Source organism: Enterobacter cloacae complex sp. CDL013 (assembly GCF_049238805.1).
Classification (GTDB): Bacteria; Pseudomonadota; Gammaproteobacteria; order Enterobacterales; family Enterobacteriaceae; genus Enterobacter; species Enterobacter hormaechei_C.
On the sequence record NZ_JBMKGT010000002.1, the window covers coordinates 472,019 to 492,588 of the forward strand.

Annotated in this window: 17 protein-coding genes and 2 tRNA genes; 12 read left to right on the plus strand and 7 right to left on the minus strand. The window is 55.1% G+C overall.

The window, feature by feature from the left end; all coding sequences use genetic code 11:
* The first annotated feature begins 114 nt into the window (after positions 1–114).
* From ACOTXD_RS05195 to plaP, 4 genes are all read left to right on the plus strand, one after another.
* Positions 115–939, plus strand: coding sequence for an SDR family oxidoreductase (locus ACOTXD_RS05195; protein ID WP_023314447.1), 825 nt, complete (start codon positions 115–117; stop codon positions 937–939).
* 41 nt (positions 940–980) lie between these two features.
* Complete coding sequence (locus ACOTXD_RS05200) at positions 981–1,910, plus strand: LysR substrate-binding domain-containing protein (protein ID WP_023314446.1); 930 nt, start codon at positions 981–983, stop codon at positions 1,908–1,910.
* 219 nt (positions 1,911–2,129) lie between these two features.
* On the plus strand, positions 2,130–2,192 hold the full coding sequence (gene yoeI, locus ACOTXD_RS05205) for a membrane protein YoeI (RefSeq protein ID WP_099458931.1): 63 nt from the start codon (positions 2,130–2,132) through the stop codon (positions 2,190–2,192).
* The gene (plaP, locus tag ACOTXD_RS05210; RefSeq protein WP_003859499.1) at positions 2,182–3,540 is read left to right on the plus strand and encodes a putrescine/proton symporter PlaP; all 1,359 of its coding nucleotides are present in this window, start codon (positions 2,182–2,184) and stop codon (positions 3,538–3,540) included. The genes yoeI and plaP overlap by 11 nt, the downstream gene beginning before the upstream one ends.
* Before the next feature lie 123 nt (positions 3,541–3,663).
* On the opposite strand, the gene sbcB is transcribed toward plaP, so the two are convergent.
* Positions 3,664–5,100, minus strand: a complete 1,437-nt coding sequence (sbcB, locus tag ACOTXD_RS05215; protein ID WP_371740624.1) for an exodeoxyribonuclease I — start codon at positions 5,098–5,100, stop codon at positions 3,664–3,666.
* A gap of 191 nt (positions 5,101–5,291) precedes the next feature.
* Between sbcB and dacD the strand changes: the two genes are divergently transcribed.
* The 4 genes from dacD to ACOTXD_RS05235 all read left to right on the plus strand — a co-directional run bounded on the left by dacD (position 5,292) and on the right by ACOTXD_RS05235 (position 8,689).
* The gene (dacD, locus tag ACOTXD_RS05220) at positions 5,292–6,464 is read left to right on the plus strand and encodes a serine-type D-Ala-D-Ala carboxypeptidase DacD (protein ID WP_047740833.1); all 1,173 of its coding nucleotides are present in this window, start codon (positions 5,292–5,294) and stop codon (positions 6,462–6,464) included.
* Between the two features lie 118 nt (positions 6,465–6,582).
* A complete protein-coding gene (sbmC, locus tag ACOTXD_RS05225; RefSeq protein WP_023314443.1) occupies positions 6,583–7,056 on the plus strand; it encodes a DNA gyrase inhibitor SbmC in 474 nt (157 codons plus the stop codon).
* A 91-nt stretch (positions 7,057–7,147) separates the two neighbouring features.
* Positions 7,148–8,206, plus strand: a complete 1,059-nt coding sequence (locus ACOTXD_RS05230) for an FUSC family protein (protein ID WP_421766379.1) — start codon at positions 7,148–7,150, stop codon at positions 8,204–8,206.
* A 147-nt stretch (positions 8,207–8,353) separates the two neighbouring features.
* Positions 8,354–8,689, plus strand: a complete 336-nt coding sequence (locus ACOTXD_RS05235; RefSeq protein WP_000450410.1) for a DUF496 family protein — start codon at positions 8,354–8,356, stop codon at positions 8,687–8,689.
* 147 nt (positions 8,690–8,836) lie between these two features.
* On the opposite strand, the gene ACOTXD_RS05240 is transcribed toward ACOTXD_RS05235, so the two are convergent.
* Positions 8,837–8,912: transfer RNA gene (locus ACOTXD_RS05240), tRNA-Asn, on the minus strand.
* Between the two features lie 226 nt (positions 8,913–9,138).
* On the opposite strand from ACOTXD_RS05240, the gene emmdR reads away from it, so the two are divergent.
* Positions 9,139–10,557, plus strand: coding sequence for a multidrug efflux MATE transporter EmmdR (gene emmdR, locus ACOTXD_RS05245; protein WP_023314442.1), 1,419 nt, complete (start codon positions 9,139–9,141; stop codon positions 10,555–10,557).
* A gap of 103 nt (positions 10,558–10,660) precedes the next feature.
* Positions 10,661–10,736: transfer RNA gene (locus ACOTXD_RS05250), tRNA-Asn, on the plus strand.
* A gap of 135 nt (positions 10,737–10,871) precedes the next feature.
* Here the strand turns inward: ACOTXD_RS05250 and ACOTXD_RS05255 are convergent.
* A complete protein-coding gene (locus tag ACOTXD_RS05255; protein WP_023324933.1) occupies positions 10,872–12,326 on the minus strand; it encodes an AMP nucleosidase in 1,455 nt (484 codons plus the stop codon).
* A gap of 76 nt (positions 12,327–12,402) precedes the next feature.
* Positions 12,403–13,719 carry a shikimate transporter gene (shiA, locus tag ACOTXD_RS05260; RefSeq protein ID WP_023314440.1) on the minus strand — a complete coding sequence of 439 codons (1,317 nt, stop codon included), beginning with the start codon at positions 13,717–13,719 and terminating at the stop codon, positions 12,403–12,405.
* 256 nt (positions 13,720–13,975) lie between these two features.
* On the opposite strand from shiA, the gene pagP reads away from it, so the two are divergent.
* Positions 13,976–14,551: a lipid IV(A) palmitoyltransferase PagP gene (pagP, locus tag ACOTXD_RS05265; RefSeq protein WP_003859516.1), complete on the plus strand. Its 576-nt coding sequence runs from the start codon at positions 13,976–13,978 to the stop codon at positions 14,549–14,551.
* Here the strand turns inward: pagP and ACOTXD_RS05270 are convergent.
* From ACOTXD_RS05270 to ACOTXD_RS05280, 3 genes are read right to left on the minus strand one after another with little or no spacing between them, the layout of a single operon-like run.
* Positions 14,548–15,513 carry an acyltransferase gene (locus tag ACOTXD_RS05270; protein WP_023314439.1) on the minus strand — a complete coding sequence of 322 codons (966 nt, stop codon included), beginning with the start codon at positions 15,511–15,513 and terminating at the stop codon, positions 14,548–14,550. The two genes, pagP and ACOTXD_RS05270, sit on opposite strands and share 4 nt — an antisense overlap.
* The gene (locus tag ACOTXD_RS05275; RefSeq protein WP_061856580.1) at positions 15,510–18,572 is read right to left on the minus strand and encodes an efflux RND transporter permease subunit; all 3,063 of its coding nucleotides are present in this window, start codon (positions 18,570–18,572) and stop codon (positions 15,510–15,512) included. The genes ACOTXD_RS05270 and ACOTXD_RS05275 overlap by 4 nt, the downstream gene beginning before the upstream one ends.
* The gene (locus ACOTXD_RS05280; protein ID WP_058663006.1) at positions 18,572–19,657 is read right to left on the minus strand and encodes an efflux RND transporter periplasmic adaptor subunit; all 1,086 of its coding nucleotides are present in this window, start codon (positions 19,655–19,657) and stop codon (positions 18,572–18,574) included. Before ACOTXD_RS05280 ends, ACOTXD_RS05275 begins: the two co-directional genes overlap by 1 nt.
* Positions 19,658–20,129: 472 nt before the next feature.
* Between ACOTXD_RS05280 and ACOTXD_RS05285 the strand changes: the two genes are divergently transcribed.
* Positions 20,130–20,531, plus strand: a complete 402-nt coding sequence (locus tag ACOTXD_RS05285; protein ID WP_421766380.1) for a universal stress protein — start codon at positions 20,130–20,132, stop codon at positions 20,529–20,531.
* Positions 20,532–20,570 lie beyond the last annotated feature (39 nt).

Sequence of the window (20,570 nt, forward strand, 5' to 3'; positions counted from 1 at the left end):
CCATAAAGCAAGGGCTTTTTTTGATCATTAATTCATTTCATATTGATGGTATGAATTGTGCGTTCCACCAGGCTGGCGTAGCCTTATAACAGGCATCGTTAAGCGGAGAATGTAATGAAAAAGGTCGCGATTGTCGGGTTAGGGTGGTTAGGAATGCCACTGGCGATGTCATTAGCCGCGAAAGGCTGGCAGGTGACAGGGAGTAAGACCACCCGAGATGGGGTTGAAGCGGCACGCATGTGCGGCATTGATGGTGTCGAGCTGCGTCTCGAACCCGAGCTTATCTGCGATACCGACGAGCTGGATGAACTGATGAATGTGGACGCGCTGGTCATTACCTTACCGGCGCGGCGCAGCGGCCCGGGCGAGACGTTTTACTTGCAGGCGGTGCAGGAGATTGTCGACAGCGCCCTGGCGCACCATATCCCGCGCATCATTTTCACCAGCTCCACCTCCGTCTATGGCGATATCGACGGTACGGCGAAAGAAAACACCGAACGCCGTCCGGTGACCGCCAGCGGCCGGGTGCTGAAAGAGCTGGAAGACTGGCTGCACAATCTGCCTGGCACGCAGGTGGATATCTTACGTCTGGCCGGGCTGGTGGGGCCGGGGCGTCATCCGGGGCGCTTCTTTGCCGGTAAATCCGCGCCGGATGGCCAGCACGGGGTTAATCTTGTGCACCTTGAGGATGTTATCGGCGCCATAGAACTGCTTTTACAGGCTCCGAAAGGGGGGCACATCTATAATATATGTGCGCCTTCGCACCCGCCGCGCAGCACCTTTTATCCGCTGATGGCGCGCCAGCTTGGCCTGGCGCCGCCGGTATTCAGTGATGCGCAGGGGGAGCGCAAAGGCAAAATTATTGATGGCAATCGTATTTGCCATGAACTGGGATTTGAATATCAGTATCCCGATCCGCTGGTAATGCCCATGGAATAATTGCGCCGGCGGAGACAATCGCACACCGCAAGGGGGCGAAGATGAAACCGCTGCTGGATGTTCTTGTTATTCTGGATGCGCTGGAAAAAGAGGGGAGCTTTGCCGCCGCCTCGGCGAAGCTCTATAAAACCCCTTCGGCTCTGAGCTACACCGTGCAAAAGCTCGAGAGCGATCTTAATATCCAAATCCTTGACCGCACCGGGCATCGCGCGCGTTTCACCCGTACAGGGCAGATGCTGCTGGAAAAAGGGCGTGACGTGCTGCATACGGTTCGCGAGCTGGAAAAACAGGCCGTTAAGCTTCACCAGGGCTGGGAAAATGAGCTGGTGATTGGGGTTGATGATACATTCCCTTTCTCCCTGCTTACCCCGCTTATTGAGGCGTTCTATCAGCGCCACAGCGTCACCCGGCTGGTTTTTATCAATGGCGTGCTGGGCGGTTCCTGGGAGGCCCTGACGCAGGGCAGGGCGGATATCATCGTTGGCGCGCTGCATGAGCCTCCCCAGTTGAGCGAATTTGGTTTTGCGCGGCTGGGTGTTCTGGAGCAGGTTTTTGCCGTTGCGCCTCATCACCCGCTGGCGAATGAACCGGAGCCGGTTACCCGACGCGTCATTAAAAACTATCGTGCCATTGTGGTTGGAGACAGTTCTCGCCCCGAGTGCGGCATTTCATCGCAGCTGCTGGATGAGCAGGAGGCCATCACCGTTTTTGATTTTAAAACCAAGCTGGAGCTGCAAATAAGCGGCCTGGGGTGCGGTTACCTTCCCCGTTATTTAGCGCAGCGGTTTATTGACAGCGGAGCGCTGGTGGAAAAACAAGTTTTAGCGCAGAGCAGTAACGAATCGGTATGGGTGGGCTGGAATGAACAGACCGCCGGCCTTGCCAGCGCCTGGTGGCGAGACGAAATTTTAGCAAATAGTGCTATCGCGACAGTTTACACTCAGGCAGATGATGGTAAATCAACCAGTTAGAAAAATTATTTTATGGGCAGGTTTCTCAATGTATTGCCTTTTGTATCTTGAATAGGGCAAAATGCCGCCGCTGCAAACAAATAAATAATCGACGATATAAAAGGCGTCGGTTATTTTTTTTTGCATGTACGAAACGAAACTAAAAACCAAGAGGCCGGGCTTCGTACCGGATAGATACTTACTAAAATCCGACAGTTGTTGTCGCTGAGGAAGAAAGAAATGGGGCAATTTTTCGCTTACGTGGCGGTTATCACCGTAAAGGAGAATAACTATGTCGCATAACGCAACTCCAAACACCTCTCGCGTGGAATTACGTAAAACGCTTACGTTGATTCCGGTTGTCATGATGGGCCTTGCCTATATGCAACCGATGACGCTGTTCGATACATTCGGTATCGTTTCAGGCCTCACGGACGGTCATGTGCCGACGGCTTACGGCTTTGCACTGATTGCGATCCTCTTTACCGCGCTCAGCTACGGTAAACTGGTGCGCCGCTATCCGTCTGCCGGTTCCGCCTACACCTATGCCCAGAAATCCATCAGCCCGACGGTGGGCTTTATGGTGGGCTGGTCTTCGCTGCTCGACTATCTGTTCGCGCCGATGATCAACATTCTGCTGGCAAAAATTTATTTTGAAGCGCTGGTGCCATCGATTCCATCCTGGATGTTCGTCGTGGCGCTGGTGGCCTTTATGACGGCCTTCAACCTTCGCAGCATCAAGTCCGTTGCCAACTTTAACTCCGTTATCGTTGTGCTTCAGGTTGTACTGATTGCCGTGATCCTCGGCATGGTGATTTACGGTGTGTTCCACGGTGAAGGCGCGGGCACTCTGGCGAGCAGCAAGCCGTTCTGGTCTGGTGATGCGCATGTGATCCCGATGATTACCGGGGCGACGATTCTGTGCTTCTCCTTTACCGGTTTTGATGGTATCAGCAACCTGTCTGAAGAAACGAAAGATGCAGAGCGCGTAATTCCGCGTGCAATCTTCCTGACGGCGCTGATTGGTGGCCTGATCTTTATTTTCTCGACCTATTTCCTCCAGCTGTACTTCCCGGATATCTCTCGCTTCAAAGATCCGGATGCTTCTCAGCCGGAAATTATGCTCTATGTGGCGGGTAAAGCGTTCCAGGTCGGCGCGCTGATCTTCTCCACCATCACCGTACTGGCGTCCGGTATGGCCGCGCATGCAGGCGTTGCGCGTCTGATGTACGTTATGGGCCGCGATGGCGTATTCCCGAAAAGCTTCTTCGGCTACGTGCATCCAACATGGCGTACCCCGGCGATGAACATCATTCTGGTCGGTGCGATCGCGCTTCTGGCGATTAACTTTGACCTGGTGATGGCAACGGCGCTGATTAACTTTGGTGCGCTGGTGGCGTTTACCTTTGTTAACCTGTCGGTGATCTCTCAGTTCTGGATCCGTGAAAAGCGTAACAAGACGCTGAAAGACCACTTCCAGTATCTGTTCCTGCCGATGTGTGGTGCTATGACCGTGGGCGCGCTGTGGGTTAACCTGGAAGAGAGCTCAATGGTGCTTGGCCTGATTTGGGCAGGTATCGGCCTGGTTTACCTGGCCTGTGTGACGAAGAGCTTCCGCAACCCGGTTCCTCAGTACGAAGACGTCGCGTAAGACTGCGTCGGGTGGCGGCTACGTCTTACCCGACCTAAATACCCCGCAGGCCCGCGTAAGCGAAGCGCCATCGGGCAAAAAAAAAGCCGGAGACATCGCCTCCGGCTTTTTTGTACCCGCTATTCAGACAATCTCTTGCGCATACTGGAACAGCGCTTTCAGCAGCGCCTGCTTCTCAGCATTCCCTTCATACTGACCGTAAAGCATCTCCAGCTCCTGGGCGTAGCTATTAAGAAACTCCGGCGTAAACACGTTGCGCCGATGCTGTAACCAGCGTTCCTGCTCTGCTTCATCCAGCGTGCCGGGATAGTTACGCGCGCGATAATTAAACATCAGCTTCTCAATGCGCTTATCTGCGAAGGTGATATCCAGCGCGGGCAGGTTACGCGGGTCGGTTTGCAGCACGATATTCATCGCCGCGCGATCGGCATCGCTGAAGAAGCCGTTATAAAGCTGCGCATCCACATTCTCAGACGGCACGAACTGCTCTGCTTCGGCAAAAATGGCGACGACTTTCTCGCGCACCTGCGGGTTGTCGCGCAGCACTTTCAGGTTATCGAGGCAGTGCTGACGGTTAATCCCCAGCCGGTCGGCGTCTTCCGGGCGTAGCGTGTTGGCCTGCGCCAGCACCGGGCACTTATTAATGTGCACCAGTTTTACCGGTACGGCTGGCAGGTCACCCAGCGCCTCTTTCGGCGTATAGAGCCGTTCACGTAAGGTGTCGCTGTCGAGCTCAAGCAGCGGGGAGATATCTCCGGCGAGATCCACCATGATGACGGCGTTACGGTTGTCCGGATGCCAGGCAAGCGGCGCCACCCAGCTTGTGTTCCCGCGCCACGCGCCGAACATCCCTGAAATATGCACCAGCGGTTTCATCTGCGGCACGTCAATCAGCGTCATCAGCTTTTGCTTGCTGCGATGGCTCAACAGATACTCAAACAGGCGCGGCTGCGCGGTTTTTACAAGTTTCGCCATTGCGATGGTCGCGTAAACGTCTGCCATCGCGTCGTGGGCATTGCTGTGCTCAATGCCGTTGGCCCGCGTCAGGTGCTCGAGCCTGAAGCTCGGCAAGCCGTCGTCATTCTCCGGCCAGTTAATCCCCTCCGGGCGCAGCGCATAGCAGGCGCGCATGATATCCAGCAAATCCCAGCGTGAATTACGGTTCTGCCAGCTCCAGGCGTACGGATCGTAGAAGTTGCGGTAGAAGATATTGCGCGTCACTTCATCGTCAAAACGGATGTTGTTGTAACCCACCACGCAGGTATTGGGCACCGTGAACAGGTCGTGGATGCGACGGGCAAATTCTGCTTCGCTAACGCCTTTATCCCGCGCTTCCTGAGGCGTGATGCCCGTCACCATCACCGCGCCCGGCTGCGGCAGATAGTCATCGGCGGGCTTACAGTAAAACACCTCGGGTTCGCCGATGACGTTAAATTCGTCATCGGTACGGATAGCCGCAAACTGCGCCGGTCGGTCCAGCGCCGGATGGGTGCCAAAGGTTTCGTAATCATGGAACAAAAAAGTCGGGCGCGCGGCAGAGTCAGACACCAGTAATCTCATCCTGTTAAAAGTTGACGTCTCTATGGTAAACGATTGGGGTGAGCAGTCCGAACAAAAAGCACCGTCAGGCAAGAAATTTGCGAGATTTGTTCCGAAAAAATCTGCGTTCTGTCACATTTTTTTGCAATTAAGGCAGGTAACGACATCAGAACTCCCGTAAAAAGGTCATCGATTTTTACTGACCTGAGGATATACCGTTGAAACGCCGTCTGTTTATTGCTGTTTCTTTACTCGCTTCGAGTATTTCATCCGCGCTGGCTGCCGAGCCGCTGGATTTTTCACCTCAGCCGCCTGCCATCCAGGCTGGCTCCTGGGTATTGATGGATTACACCACGGGTCAAATCTTAACGGCGGGCAACGAACATCAGCAGCGCAATCCGGCGAGCCTGACCAAACTGATGACGGGGTACGTTGTCGATCGCGCCATTGATAGCCACCGCATCAGCCCCGATGACATTGTGACGGTCGGACGTGACGCCTGGGCAAAAGGCAATCCGGTCTTTGACGGTTCGTCGCTGATGTTTCTGAAGGAGGGCGATCGGGTTTCCGTGCGCGATCTCAGCCGCGGCCTGATTGTTGATTCCGGCAATGATGCCTGCGTGGCGCTGGCGGATCACGTGGCGGGCGGTCAGCCGCAGTTCGTCAGGATGATGAATGACTATGTTGAAAAACTGAACCTGCGCGATACCCACTTCGAAACCGTACACGGGCTGGATGCACCGGGTCAGCACAGCTCCGCTTACGATCTTGCCGTGCTTTCACGGGCCATCATTCACGGCGAGCCTGAGTTCTACCACATGTACAGCGAGAAGAGCCTGACCTGGAACGGCATCACCCAGCAGAACCGCAACGGCCTGCTGTGGGATAAGACCATGAACGTGGATGGTCTGAAAACGGGACACACCTCGGGCGCGGGCTTTAACCTGATTGCCTCAGCGGTGGACGGTCAGCGTCGACTGATTGCGGTGGTGATGGGGGCAGACAGCCCGAAAGGACGTGAAGATCAGGCGCGCAAGCTGCTGCACTGGGGACAGCAAAATTTTGATACGGTGCAGATCCTGCATAACGGTAAAAAAGTGGGAACCGAGCGCATCTGGTACGGCGATAAAGAGCAGATCGCGCTGGGCACGGATCAGGACTTCTGGCTGGCATTACCCAAATCGGAAGTGCCGAACATCAAGGCGAAATACGTGATGGATAAAAAAGAGCTGGAAGCGCCGATCGCCGCGCATCAGCGGGTAGGGGAGATCCAGCTGTACGATCGTGACAAGGTGGTCGCGCACTGGCCATTGGTTACGCTGGAAAGCGTTGAAAAGGGTGGGCTTTTCTCCCGTCTTGGCGATTATCTGCATCATAAACTCTGACCTTTTCGGGCAGACTGGCAGTGTTGCGAGTCTGCTCACATAATAAACACTCCTGGATTGCCGATAATCTCGATTCTGCTTTACAGTGTATATATATACAGTAATAAACGGAGGCAGCATGGACTACAGCATCAGGCAGCAACAGAAACGTACGATTGCAGGCTTTCATCTCGTGGGGCCGTGGGAAAAGACGGTCAAGCAGGGATTTGAACAGCTGGTCATGTGGGTAGATGGTCGTCATATTCAGCCGCAGGAGTGGGTGGCCGTTTATTATGACAATCCGGATGACGTGCCGGCAGAAAAGCTCCGCTGCGTTACCGCCGTAACGGTAGTAGACGATTTCACTATTCCTGAAAACAGCGAAGGGGTGATGATGACCGAAATTGCTGCCGGAGAGTATGCTATTGCCGCCGCGCGCGTTGAAAATCATGATTTCGCTACTCCATGGTATCAGTTCTTCAACTCCCTGCTGGAAGACAGCAAATTCCAGATTGCAGCAAAACCCTGCTTCGAACGCTATCTGAACGATGGCAATGCTGACGGCTACTGGGATATTGAGATGTTTGTACCGGTAGAGCACAAAGTGGGATAATCCTGCGAAACGCAGGGTTTTTCAGCCGGGCGCGATCCACCCGGCTGAAAACACAGTACAATTGTGGTTTGCCGTAGAGCTGGAGACGGGTGTGCGCCCCGACAAGTCATTAACCCCTTTTGAAATTCAGTTATACAAACATTATCGCGTGGTGCACGGTTGCCGCATTGCGCTGGCGTTTGTGTTGACCTTCGTACTGGTTCGTTTGCTGGATATCCCGGAAGGGACGTGGCCGCTGATCACGCTGGTGGTGGTGATGGGGCCGATCTCATTCTGGGGGAACGTGGTCCCGCGCGCTTTCGAACGCATAGGCGGTACCGTTTTAGGCTCAGCGCTTGGGCTTATTGCCCTGAAGCTGGAGCTGATTTCGTTTCCGTTCATGTTGCTGTGGTGCGCGGTGGCGATGTTTCTTTGCGGATGGCTGGCCCTTGGCAAGAAACCGTATCAGGCGCTGCTGATTGGCATTACGCTCGCGGTTGTGGTCGGCGCACCGGCGGGCGATATGACCACGGCATTGTGGCGAAGCGGGGACGTGATCCTCGGCTCGTTGCTCGCCATGCTGTTTACCGGCATCTGGCCGCAGCGCGCCTTCCTGCACTGGCGCATTCAGATGGCAAACTACGTCACGGCATTTAACCGGGTCTACCAGGCCGGGTTTTCGCCGAATCTGATTGAGCGTCCGCGGCTGGAAAAGCATCTGCAAAAAATCCTCAATGATGTGGTCAAAATGCGCGGGTTAATTACGCCAGCAAGCAAAGAAACCCATATCCAGAAAGCCATCTTTGAAGCTATTCAGACGGTCAGCCGTAATCTGGTCTGTATGCTTGAACTGCAAATCAATGCCCACTGGGCCTCACGCCCCAGCCATCTTCTGATGCTCAACGCGCATACGCTGAAAGAGACGCAGCAGATGACGCAACAAACCCTGCTGACCATCGCTCATGCGCTCTATGAAGGTAACCCGCAGCCGATACGGGCGAACAGCGAGCGGCTGAACGAAATCGTCGCCGAGCTCAAACAGCTGATGAATGAGCGCCAGGGCGACAATGTGGCGGAAACGCCCATCCATGGTTATGTCTGGCTGAGTATGGAGCTGGCGCGGCAGCTGGAGTTGTTATCGCAGCTGATTTGCCGGGCTCTGCGCAAATAAAAAGCGTATGTGATGCCTGCTGCTTCGATTCAGCAACAATTAGGGTTATGATGGTTTTAAACGATATACTCATTGTCATTCGCAGCCGCTGTCTGTTAAAACGGTTGCTTTAACGAATCCGAATCTCACATTATCAGGGGTGTAAAAATGGAAACTACCAAGCCTTCGTTCCAGGATGTTCTGGAGTTCGTCCGCCTGTTCCGCCGCAAAAACAAGCTACAGCGCGAAATCCAGGACGTAGAGAAGAAGATCCGTGACAACCAGAAACGTGTCCTGCTGCTGGACAACCTGAGCGACTACATCAAGCCAGGTATGAGCGTTGAAGCTATTCAGGGCATCATCGCCAGCATGAAGAGCGATTATGAAGATCGCGTTGATGACTACATCATCAAAAACGCTGAGCTGTCCAAAGAGCGTCGCGACATCTCCAAGAAGCTGAAAGTGATGGGCGAAATCAAAAACGTCGACGCGAAAGGCGAGTAATCGCACACTCTGTTGCCCGGTGGCGCTGCGCTTACCGGGCCTACAGGACTGTTATCACGTAGGTCGGGTAAGGCGAAGCCGCCACCCGACAATTTTACCGAACGCAAAAAAGCAAAAAGCCTGCTCTAAAAGCAGGCTTTTTAAATTTGGCTCCTCTGACTGGACTCGAACCAGTGACATACGGATTAACAGTCCGCCGTTCTACCGACTGAACTACAGAGGAATCGTTGTGGAGGCTTATCTTAGCGGCGAAAAAACTTTTGTCAAACCTGATCTCAGGCAAAAGCGTTTGTTTGATGATTCTGTCGTCATTTTGTTGTAAATCCAAACATAATTTTATGGAAAATACTTTGCAGGATACGCATTTCTGCCCCATCATTTGAAATGGAGTTTCAACTTTCTCGCTAAGGTCCATTTTGAACGTCACCGCACCCCTACGCCAGGCGATTATGCGCACGCCCTGGTATGCAAAACGTAAGAGTTATCGAGTTCTCTTCTGGCGTGAAATCACCCCCCTTGCTGTGCCTATTTTCCTGGAGAATACCTGCGTCCTGTTGATGGGCGTGCTGAGCACATTCCTGGTGAGCTGGCTCGGTAAAGAAGCTATGGCCGGGGTAGGGCTGGCGGACAGTTTCAATATGGTGGTGATGTCCTTCTTTGCCGCTATCGATCTCGGTACGACGGTGGTGGTGGCGTTTAGCCTGGGTAAGCTCGATCCGAAGCGTGCCCGCGAAGCGGCCAGACAGTCGCTGATGATCATGACCCTCTTTTCGATCATCCTTGCGGCGGTTATCCATTATTACGGCAAAGAAATTATCGACTTTGTCGCGGGAGAAGCGACCAGTGAGGTGAAGGATCTGGCTCTCACCTACCTGGAAATGACGGTGCTGAGTTATCCGGCGGCTGCCATCGCGCTGATTGGTAGCGGTGCGCTTCGTGGAGCAGGGAATACCAAAATTCCGCTGCTGATCAATGGCGGCATGAACATCCTGAACATCATTATCAGCAGCGTTTTGATTTATGGCGTCTTTTCCTGGGAGGGGCTGGGCTTTGTCGGCGCGGGTTTAGGGCTGACCATTTCCCGTTATATTGGTGCGGCAGCGATAATTGGCGTACTGATGGCGGGAATTACGCCATCGCTGCGCCTGACGCTGAAAAGTTATTTCCGTCCGCTTAACTTCGCCATTATCTGGGAAGTGATGGGGATCGGGATTCCGGCCAGCATCGAATCCGTGTTGTTTAACGGCGGGAAACTGCTGACGCAGATGTTTGTTGCCGGGATGGGAACAGACGTCATCGCCGGCAACTTTATTGCCTTCTCCATTGCCTCACTCATTAACCTGCCGGGAAACGCGCTGGGGTCGGCGTCGACGATCATCACCGGCAGACGTCTCGGAAAGGGGCAGATAGGGCAGGCGGAACGGCAGCTTCGGCATGTCTTCTGGCTTTCAACCATTGGGCTGACGGCGATTGCGTGGGGAACTGCGCCTTTTGCCGGGCTGATGGCCTCGTTCTATACGCATGAAAATGACGTGAAAGAGGTCGTGAAGGTGCTCATTTGGCTCAACGCGGCGTTTATGCCAATCTGGGCCGCGTCCTGGGTACTTCCTGCCGGGCTGAAAGGGGCGCGCGATGCCCGGTTTGCGATGTGGGTCTCCATGCTCGGCATGTGGGGCTGTCGCGTCGTGGCGGGCTACACGCTGGGGGTGATGTTAGGTATGGGCGTTGTCGGCGTCTGGCTGGGGATGTTCCTTGACTGGGCCGTGCGCGGCGCGCTGTTCTACTGGCGCATGGTGAGCGGGCGCTGGCTGTGGAAATATCCGCGAAAAAAACCGGAGCAGGAGGTTTCGGAAACGACAAGTGCCTGACAAATGTGCGAAGTGGAGAATAAATCGGCAAACGATTGAAAATCTGCATTCACCCTTTGACATCCTCAGGGCGCATCGATAATATGCGCCCCGTTCACACGATTCCTCTGTAGTTCAGTCGGTAGAACGGCGGACTGTTAATCCGTATGTCACTGGTTCGAGTCCAGTCAGAGGAGCCAAATTTAAAAAAGCCTGCTTTTAAAGCAGGCTTTTTGCTTTTCTGCGTTCGGTAAAATTGTCGGGTGGCGGCTTCGCCTTACCCGACCTACGAAATCCCAGGCCGGGTGAGTGGTGTGCGTGATGTGTCCTTGTTATCAGCGGAACGGTGGCTCATTGAAGGTGCGCAGCTTGCGGGAATGCAGTTTGTCGCCCTCTGCACGCAGTAAATCGATGGCGCGAATACCAATCTGAAGGTGCTCTGAGATCGCCCCTTCGTAAAAACGGTTCGCCTGGCCCGGCAGTTTGATCTCGCCGTGCAGCGGTTTATCGGACACGCACAGCAGCGTGCCGTAAGGGACGCGGAAGCGGTAGCCCTGCGCGGCAATGGTGGCGCTTTCCATATCGATTGCGACCGCACGGCTAAGATTGAAACGCAGGGCGGAGGCGGAATAGCGCAGCTCCCAGTTACGATCGTCGGTGGTAACGACCGTACCGGTACGCAGGCGCTGTTTCACCTCTTCACCCGGCATGCCGCTCACCTCTTTGGTGGCGTCGTACAGAGCGCGCTGCACTTCCGCGATACTCGGGATAGGAATATCCGGCGGCAGAACCGCGTCAAGAACATGGTCGTCACGCAGATAAGCGTGGGCGAGGACGTAATCGCCAATCAGCTGGCTTTCACGCAGGCCGCCGCAGTGGCCGATCATCAGCCAGACGTCCGGGCGCAGTACCGCCAGATGGTCGCAGATGGTTTTCGCATTCGACGGGCCAACGCCGATGTTAATCAGCGTAATGCCCTGACCGTCGGCGGTGATCAGGTGCCAGGCTGGCATCTGGTGCTTTTTCCACGCCAGGTCGGAGATGGCCTCTTCCGGTGCTTCGGTTTCGGCGGTGATCCAGATCCCGCCCGCGCAGGAGAGGGCGACGTAAGGGCTGTCCGGGTCGAGGATCTGGCTACAGCCCCAGCGGACAAATTCGTCTACATAGCGGGTGTAGTTGGTAAACAGCACGAACGGCTGGAAATGTTCGGCTGGCGTGCCGGTGTAGTGGCGCAGGCGTGCCAGCGAGAAATCGACACGGCGGGCATCAAAGTGCGACAGCGGTGAAAACTCTGCCGGGTGATAGATCCCGTCCGCCGTCTCATCGCCAATCTGCGACAGCTCAGTGGTCGGGAAATGACGGGTCAGCCCTGCGCTCATGGAGCGATCCAGCGTCAGCGCTGAGCCGTCTATCACGTACGGGTAAGGGATCTCGTGCAGGGACGGCTCAACGCTGATATGCGCGCCGTAATCCTGATACAACAGGGTAAGCTGCTCTTCCAGGTAGGGGCGGAACAGCGCAGGTCGCGTGATGGTTGTGCTGTAACAGCCGGAGTGGGTGAAACGCGCATAGGCGCGGGTTTTCGGATTGCTGCTGGCGCTACCGTCCCAGGTGACAGAGAGCGATGGATAAACAAAAAGGCCCTGGGTTCTGGCCTTTTCATCGGGAAGTTTCCCTGTTTCGATATAGTCACTGATGGCGCTGCGCAGTGCATTGACGGACTGTTCATACAGCGCGTCGAGTTTTTCCAGTGCCTGAGCCGGGGTCAGGCTGGAGCCCTTATTATTCATGTCTGTCTCCTTGTTCCACAGGTGTGCGGCTATACCCGATAGTATGTCACACGCCTGTGAAACAAAAGTGAGGAGATCAGCTGTGCGCGGTTTCCTTCATCAACAGGGCGGTGGCAGCAGAAAGCAGGCAACCTGCCAGCAGATAAATCGCCACGCTATGCCAGTTACCGCCGGAGAACGTCACCAGCGCGGCGGCGATAAACGGCGTAAACCCGCCGCCGACCACGCTCGCCACCTGATATCCCACGCCCGCGCCGCTGTAGCGGTAGCTTGCGCCAAACAGCTCGGTAAACATCGGCTGCTGCACGCAGACCACCATATCGTGAGCGATGTTCGCAAGCATGATCGCGAAGAAGACAATCCAGAAGACCGACTGTGCCTCCAGGGCCATAAAGAACGGCCAGGCGCTAAGTGTGCCTATGAGCGCCCCGGTGATATACACCCGTCGACGGCCAAAGCGATCCGCCAGCCAGGCGAAGCAGGGGATGGTCAGGCAGCTGATCCCGCCCACCACCAGGCCAATATTCAGGAACAATTCCCGCGGAAGGCCGAGGTTTTGCGTGGAATAGTTGAGGGCAAAGGCGGTGACGATATACATCGTCAGCAGTTCGCACAGGCGCAGGGCGATAATTTTCAGAAAAGCGCCAGGGTGCTGCACCAGCGCTTCCATCACTGGCAGCCGTTTTTTGGCGACCGGTTTTTCGCGCTGCTGCCGCTCAAACTCAGCCGACTCTTCCATGCCGTTACGGATCCACAGGGCCACCACGACCAGCACAATGCTGAAGATAAACGGAATACGCCAGCCCCAGCTCAGGAACTGCTCGTCTGTCGTGAGCTGGCTTATTAGCGACACCAGGCCCGTGGAGAGCAGCAGACTCACGCCATAACCTACCTGCACGCCGCTGCTGTAGAACGCTTTCTTGTTCTTCGGCGCGCTTTCCACGGACAGCAATGCCGCACCGCCCCATTCGCCGCCAACGGCAAAGCCCTGAATGGCGCGCAGCGTCACCAGCAACACCGGGGCCCACCAGCCAATCGATGCAAAGGAGGGCAAAATACCGATTAGCGCGGTGGCAATACCCATCATCCACACGGTGAGCATCAGCATACGTTTCCGGCCAAGGCGATCGCCGAAGTGGCCGAAAATTATCCCGCCCAGCGGACGAAACAGAAAACCGACGCCGAAGGTGGCAAACGCAGCAAGCGTACCCATGGCGGGGCTGATCTGGGGAAAGAATTCACGGTTAAAGACCAGCGCAGCGGTAATACCGTAGAGCAGAAAATCATACCAGTCGACGACGGCGCCTGCGAAGCTACCTAAAGCGGCGCGGCGGGCGCGGTTAAGCGAGGGTGTCTCCTCGTTGCGGCGAGCGGAGATAAGGGTGGAGTCCATAGTTGTCCTGTCTGTACTGATTTTTAATTATTGGTATAAGGAAAGGTCACTCACATCACGGCCGTCATATTGGCGGAACGTATGAGACTACCGCGACACGCGGCCTGAGAAAACGTTTTTATCTTTCCTGAAAGCGCAGAATAAATAAATTTCATCTTATCGGGCGACAACATAAATCAGCCTGTTTGGCTCCGGTTAGGGCTGAATGGTTTACAGTAATAATGATCGCTGTGTGACGTAAGCTGAGGGAATAACGATGCAACGCCTCTTTCCTGCACTGTGGGTAGTCCTGTTTTTAGTCGTATCTCCGCTGCATGCGGAGCCGAAAGTCTATGGCGAACAGCGTATTCATCGCTGGTGGGATGCAGTAACGGACGATATTGCGCAAACCTGGGAACAGCCGGATCGTTACGATCTCTACCTTCCGTTTTTGAGCTGGCATGCACGCTTCATGTATGACAAAGAGAAAACGGATAATTACAACGAAATGCCGTGGGGCGGGGGGCTGGGCGTGTCTCGCTACAACGACGAGGGCAACTGGAGCGCGCTGTTTGCCATGATGTTTAAAGATTCCCACAACGAGTGGCAGCCCGCGATGGGTTACGGCTGGGAGAAGGGGTGGTATCTGGATAACGCAAAAGATTTCCGTCTGGGGCTCGGGGCCGCCGCGGGGATCACCGCGCGCGACGACTTTGCCAACTATGTCCCGCTGCCGTTTATCTTCCCGCTTTTCTCTGCCGGATATAAGCGCGTCACCGTCCAGTTCACCTATATTCCCGGGACCTACAACAACGGCAACGTGCTGTTTGCCTGGCTGCGCCTGGGCTTTTAGAGGGTGATCACTTTTTTGGCCACTGTGTTGGACAGGATCAGCAGCGAAAACAGGACCGACGTAACAAACGTAAGCACAATCAGAGCAAGTTTGGTGCTCAGGGACGTCACCGGAATGAGCGCGGTCAGCAGGTGAAACACCGAGTAGTGCATGATATAGACCCCGGTCATCGTTTTGCTAATGGCGGCCAGCACGGACTCTTTAAACTCCGCATTGCGGCGAAACCGTACGCCATTTGCCGCAATCACCAGGGCAATAATCAGAATGTAAATTTGCGATCCGGTGAGGATAAAGGCGTTTCTGTCTGCTTTAAATAGCGCAAAAAAGAAGTGCCGTTCGTAAAACCATGTGAAGAGATAGATAAACGGTATCGCAATCACCGCGGCCCTGACCACGTTTTTGCGGCCGATCCACGCCGCGATCTGCGGATCGCAAAAGAGCTGGCCTGTCAGATAAAACAGCAGCCACGTCCACAGGCGATACTGCGGCGACAATGAAAGGACGTGGGCATCAGGATAGAGGGCCGACAGCAAATCGTACCCGTATGAGAAAAGCAGCAGGGCGGCAATCACCCCGCAAAAGAGCGTTCGTCGCTGGCTGAGCCGCTCCACCACCGGGTGAAACGTGTAAATCACGATAAACGCGAACACGAACCAGGGCTGGATCAGATATCCGCGCTGGTAGGGCTCCCACAGGTAGTAAATGGTTACCCAGAACAGAAAGACGATCACCAGGCGTTTGATCTTATCCAGCTGCCAGCGCGTGCCGTGTCGGGATTGCCCGTCCAGATACCCTGCAACCACAAAAAATAACGGTGTGGCGATGGTCGAAATGAAGGTTAAAAAACCGAGGATCCAGTGATAGTCATAATCGTAATGATCCCAGGTGTTGTAGATGGTGAAAAAGGTAACCGCCGTCATACAGCCCAGCGTCTTGATGATATTCAGCCCTGTCGCATTCATTGTTGTTCAGCTTTGTCCTTACGATGGAAACACGCGTAAATTACGGGGAGTACCAGCAGCGTCAGGATTGTAGCAAACCCAAGCCCAAACATAATCACAACGGCCATGCTCTGGAAGAACACATCCAGCAGCAGAGGGGCGAGGCCGAGTACGGTCGTAAAGGCGGTGAGGAGGATGGGACGCAGGCGCGACGTGGCGGCGTAAACGATCGCACTGTGCTGATCCTGCTGCGCTTTCTGCTGTTCTATCTCTTCCACCAGCACAATGCCGTTGCGGATCAGCATCCCGCTCAGGCTCAGCAGGCCAATCAACGCCATAAAGCCAAAGGGGATGCCGGTAATTAAAAACCCCGGCGTCACGCCGATCAGCGCCAGCGGCACGGTCAGCCAGATAGCGACGGCGTTTTTCACCGAACTGAACATCAGCACCGTGATCACAAACATCACCAGATACCCGATCGGCAGCGTGGTAAATAGCCCCTGCTGCGCTTCGCTGGAATTCTCCGCGTCCCCGCCCCACTCAATGCTGTAGCCGTGAGGCAGGGGCAGGGCATCTATTTGCGGCTTCACGCGGGCGAGAATATCGCCGGACGTTTGCTGGCTCAACGGGTCAGGGTCGGTCTGCACGGTCAGCACGCGCGAGCGGTCGCGACGCAGGATCAGCGGATCTTCCCACTCCAGCGCGAAGCCGCTGACGACGTTGCTCAGCGGAATATACTGCTGCCGGGTCTGGCTCCAGACCAGGACGTTGTTCAGGTGGTTGGCGTCCAGCCGCTCGCTTTCCGGCGGGCGCACCACCACGGGTAACAGATCGCTTCCTTCTCTGTACAGGCCTGCCCGGCTGCCGGAGAAATTCATCTCCAGTGCGTTATCGACGTCCTGCTTATCCACGCCAAGCTCACGTCCGAGCGCGGTGACGTACTGCGGGCGGATCACTTTGCTGCGGTTTTGCCAGTCGTTCCTGACGCTGTCCGTCGCCGGATCGCGCGTAAGAATGTTGTCTACCTGGCTGGCGATCAGACGCAGCCTGTCGGGATCGGGGCCTTTAATACGCACTTCAATAGCGCTGTCGCCGGAGGGGCCAAACATCACCCGCTTCGTGCTGGCGTTAACCTGCGGATAGTTCCGAGCGATGTACTCATCAACGTGGCGGGTCAGGGCGGGGATGTTACGCTGGTCGTCCATTCTCACCATGATTTGCGCATAGTTGCTGTACTGCCGCTGTCCGCTGTAGGTCAAAATAAATCGCATACTTCCCTGACCAATCGTCGAGACCGTGGTTTCCACGCCAGGCTGGCCGTTAATGGTTTTCTCGATATCACTGGTCATCTTCTCGGTCCATTTAATGTCGGTACCGTAAGGGAGCCAGAGGTCGACAAAGAAAATCGGCGTGCTGGAGGAGGGGAAGAAGTTCTGCCGCACCGAGCCAAAGCCCCAGATGGCGGCTGCCAGCAGTGCGGCCATCACCACCAGCGTTGGCGCTTTACGCCGTAACAGCGCGTTGAGCACCGCCTGATAGATCCGATAGATGCGTTTGTCATAGGGATCCGTTTCGTCGGCCTCTGGCGGCGCAGCGTCCCGTTTAAACAGCCACCATTTGATCAGCACCGGTGTAATGGTGAGGGCAGAGAACCAGCTCAGCATGAGCGAAATCAGCAGAACCTGAAACAGCGACTTACAGTATTCGCCGGTAGAGTCCTGCGACAGCCCGACGGGCGCAAAGGCCAGGATGGCGATCACCGTCGCACCCAGCAGCGGCAGCGCAGAACGGCGAATAATGTCGCTAATGGCGTTCATCAGGGACGAGCCCTGCTGCCGGGCTATCAGTACCCCTTCGACAATAACAATGGCATTGTCGACCAGCATGCTGAGGGCGATGATCAGCGCGCCCAGTGAAATGCGCTGTAGTTCAATACCCCAGAGATACATGATCAGCAGCGTACCCAGCACATTAAGCGCGAGGGAAAAGGCGATAATGATCCCGCTGCGTAAGCCCATAAAGATCAGCAACACACCGATAACAATCGCCAGCGCCATCAGGAAGTTAATGATAAATCCGTTAACGGAATGCCCGACCTCCGCCGCCTGATCGTAAAACAGGTCGATATGGATACCTGCCGGTTTCTCGGCTGACATCTGCTCAAGCTTCGCCTCCAGGGCATGTCCCACGTCGATCACGTTAACGCCGGGGATAAAGGAGACGCCCATGGTGACGGCTTCTCTGCCGTTGGCATGGTAGATGCTGGCAGGGGAGGCATCCAGCCCGCGTGACAGGGTGGCAATATCCCGTAAGCGGGTAGCCGCCCCAACGCCCGGCGGGGTCACGATGAGATCGGCCAGCTCGTCAATACTCTCGAATTCACCGGTAGGATGCAGACGAATTGACTCGGTACCGGAGGGGATCTCTCCCGCGCTGGAGACCACGTTCAGCCTGCTGAGCTGGGCAGAAAGCTGGTTCAGCGTTATCCCGCGCGCGGCCATTTTGCTCAGAGAAATATCCACGTTAATCTGCTGGGTGAGGGCTCCGCCGATGGCCACTTTGCCCACGCCTGGCACGAGGACCAACTCCCGGCGCAGCTGCTCGGCATACCGGACCAGTTCCGGATTGCTGAATTCATCGCCGGAAATGGCAAAGAAAAAGCCGAACACATCGCCAAAATCGTCATTCACAAACGGGGTCACTACGCCGGGTGGAAACTGTCGGGCGGCATCACCCACCCGGCGACGCAGTTCATCCCAGATTTGCGGCAGCGCATTTGAGTGGTAGCGCGAGGCTATATTGACCGTAATCTGCGACAGGCCGCTGGAGGAGATGGAGCTGACGTTATCCAGGTAAGGTAATTGCTGAAGCGCGTTTTCCAGCGGCAGGGTGACCTCTTCCTCAACCTGCTGCGCCGACGCGCCCGGATAATGGGTGATCACCACCGCCGTTTTGATGGTAAACGCCGGATCTTCCAGTCTGCCGATGTCCAACAGGGCAATAATGCCACCTACGCCCAGCAGCAAAATCGTCAGCCAGACGCGAACCGGGTTGCTGATAAACTGACGAGAGATATCCATTATAGTCCCCGTTCACGCGTCCAGATACGTACCGGCTGGTTGGGATGTAACTCCCCAACGCCTGCGGCCACCACGCGTTCACCCGCCTTAAGCCCACCGACGATGATGACCCCCTCAGCGCTGACTTGCCCCACGCTGACCTTACGATCTTCAAGGTGCAACGTATCGCCTTCGCCCGTCACCACCCAGACGTGTGGCTCATTGCGCGGGCGGTTATCCGGGTTAAAGACCGCTTCAACCGGCACCACCAGCGCCTCACTGCCCACGCCCGCCGGTAGGTTGGTTAAATTGATGGTGACCGTTCCGCTGACGCCGCCCACGACGGGAAAATCATCCGGGCGGGGCATGGTTAAAATTACCTGCCAGGTCAAAGTGTTGCTGTCGCTACTGCCTGAGTGCTCTTTGTACACAGCGGTAAACTCGCGACCGGGCAGGGCGTTGATCCTCACTACCGGTTTGTATTGCGCATTGCGAATATCGAAGGTGTTAAACAGGTTCTCTGGAAGGCTGAACACCACGTCCAGCAGATCGGTACGGGTCAATGTGACGACGGGCTGGCCGGCTGAGACGACCTGATGGTTTCGCACATGTACGCTGGCCGCTGTCCCGCTAAAGGGGGCGACGAGCGTCATCTGACTCAATTCTTCGCGTGCAATCTGAAGCGCGGCGTTTGCAGAATCGCGGTTTGCGCGCTGGACATCCATCTCGGCCTTCGACACGGCCTGGCGTCCTGCCAGGGTCTGGAAGCGGTCGAATTGCCGCTGAGCCAGGGTCGCCGCCGTTTGCCTGTCGTTCAGACGTTGCCGGGCTTCGCGATCGTTAAGACTGGCGAGCCGTTGCCCCTGTTTGACAACGGCACCCTGGCGAATGTCCAGGGTCTCAATCTGCCCGGCACGTTTGAACGCAAGATCCGTGGCGTCGCCGGATTCGATACGGGCGGGAAAGACGCGCTGCTGCGCGTTGCCAGCCTTCACCACCTCTGCGACTTTTACCATTTTCGGCAGGGGCGCGGCGCGGTCGGATTTCGGATCGCACGCCGTCAGCAGCAATAAAACAACAGGCAGAAGAGAGAGGTAGCGCTTCACAGTATTCCCCTGATAATAATTGTTTTATTTATTTCGTCATCAATGCTGGGGTGGCGCTATTCTGCCAGGGCCGAGACGACCACATAGGTAAATAAACCGATTGCTGTGCTGGCGATAATGGCGAGCGCAATGAACAAACCAAGGCGAATCAGGCTTAAACCGTACATGCATTCCTCCATGAGGTTGAAGGTGGCGCGGGATAAAGAGAATGATCGTGTTGCATGCCTGACTATGAGCATAGTCGGTGAATAAATAAATGTTAAATAACCATTATTAGTGGCGTGACATACTCAGGCTAAACAAGCGTTACGATAGCGTATCCCCTTTGAATAACATCCTGATATTCCTGTGCTACGTTTAATAGCATCCATTCCTTTTTTCCGTAAAAGGCATTCACGCCTGTACCCATGGGGTTGATGCGATCTCTCCTGATTCACTCACTGTTGTGTTGGTTATAAAAAGGATGCTTGATATGTATAAAACGATTCTGGTGCCGGTGGATGTATACGAAACAGCGTTGTCTGATAAAGCGCTACAGCATGCCCAATTCCTGGCGCAAAGCGCATCGGGTAATGTCCATCTGCTGTACGTTATGCCAAAGTTCTCGGCGGAACTGACCCGCGGTTTTATTGCAGACGCGAGAAAGATGGATGAATATATGATTAATAATGCTAAAGAAAAACTGGCTGCGCTGGTAAAAAAAATCAACCTGCCGGAAGCAAATGTCCATCTGCATGTTCGCAGCGGGAATATACGTGATGAGGTAATCAAACTGGCGGATGAACTTAACGTCGGTGCGATTATTGTGGGATCGCGTAATCCCAATATTCAAACCCATTTATTAGGGTCAGAGGCGGCGAGTATCGTTCGTTAAGCGCATGTTCCTGTTTTCGTTATTCGTTAATGACATGAA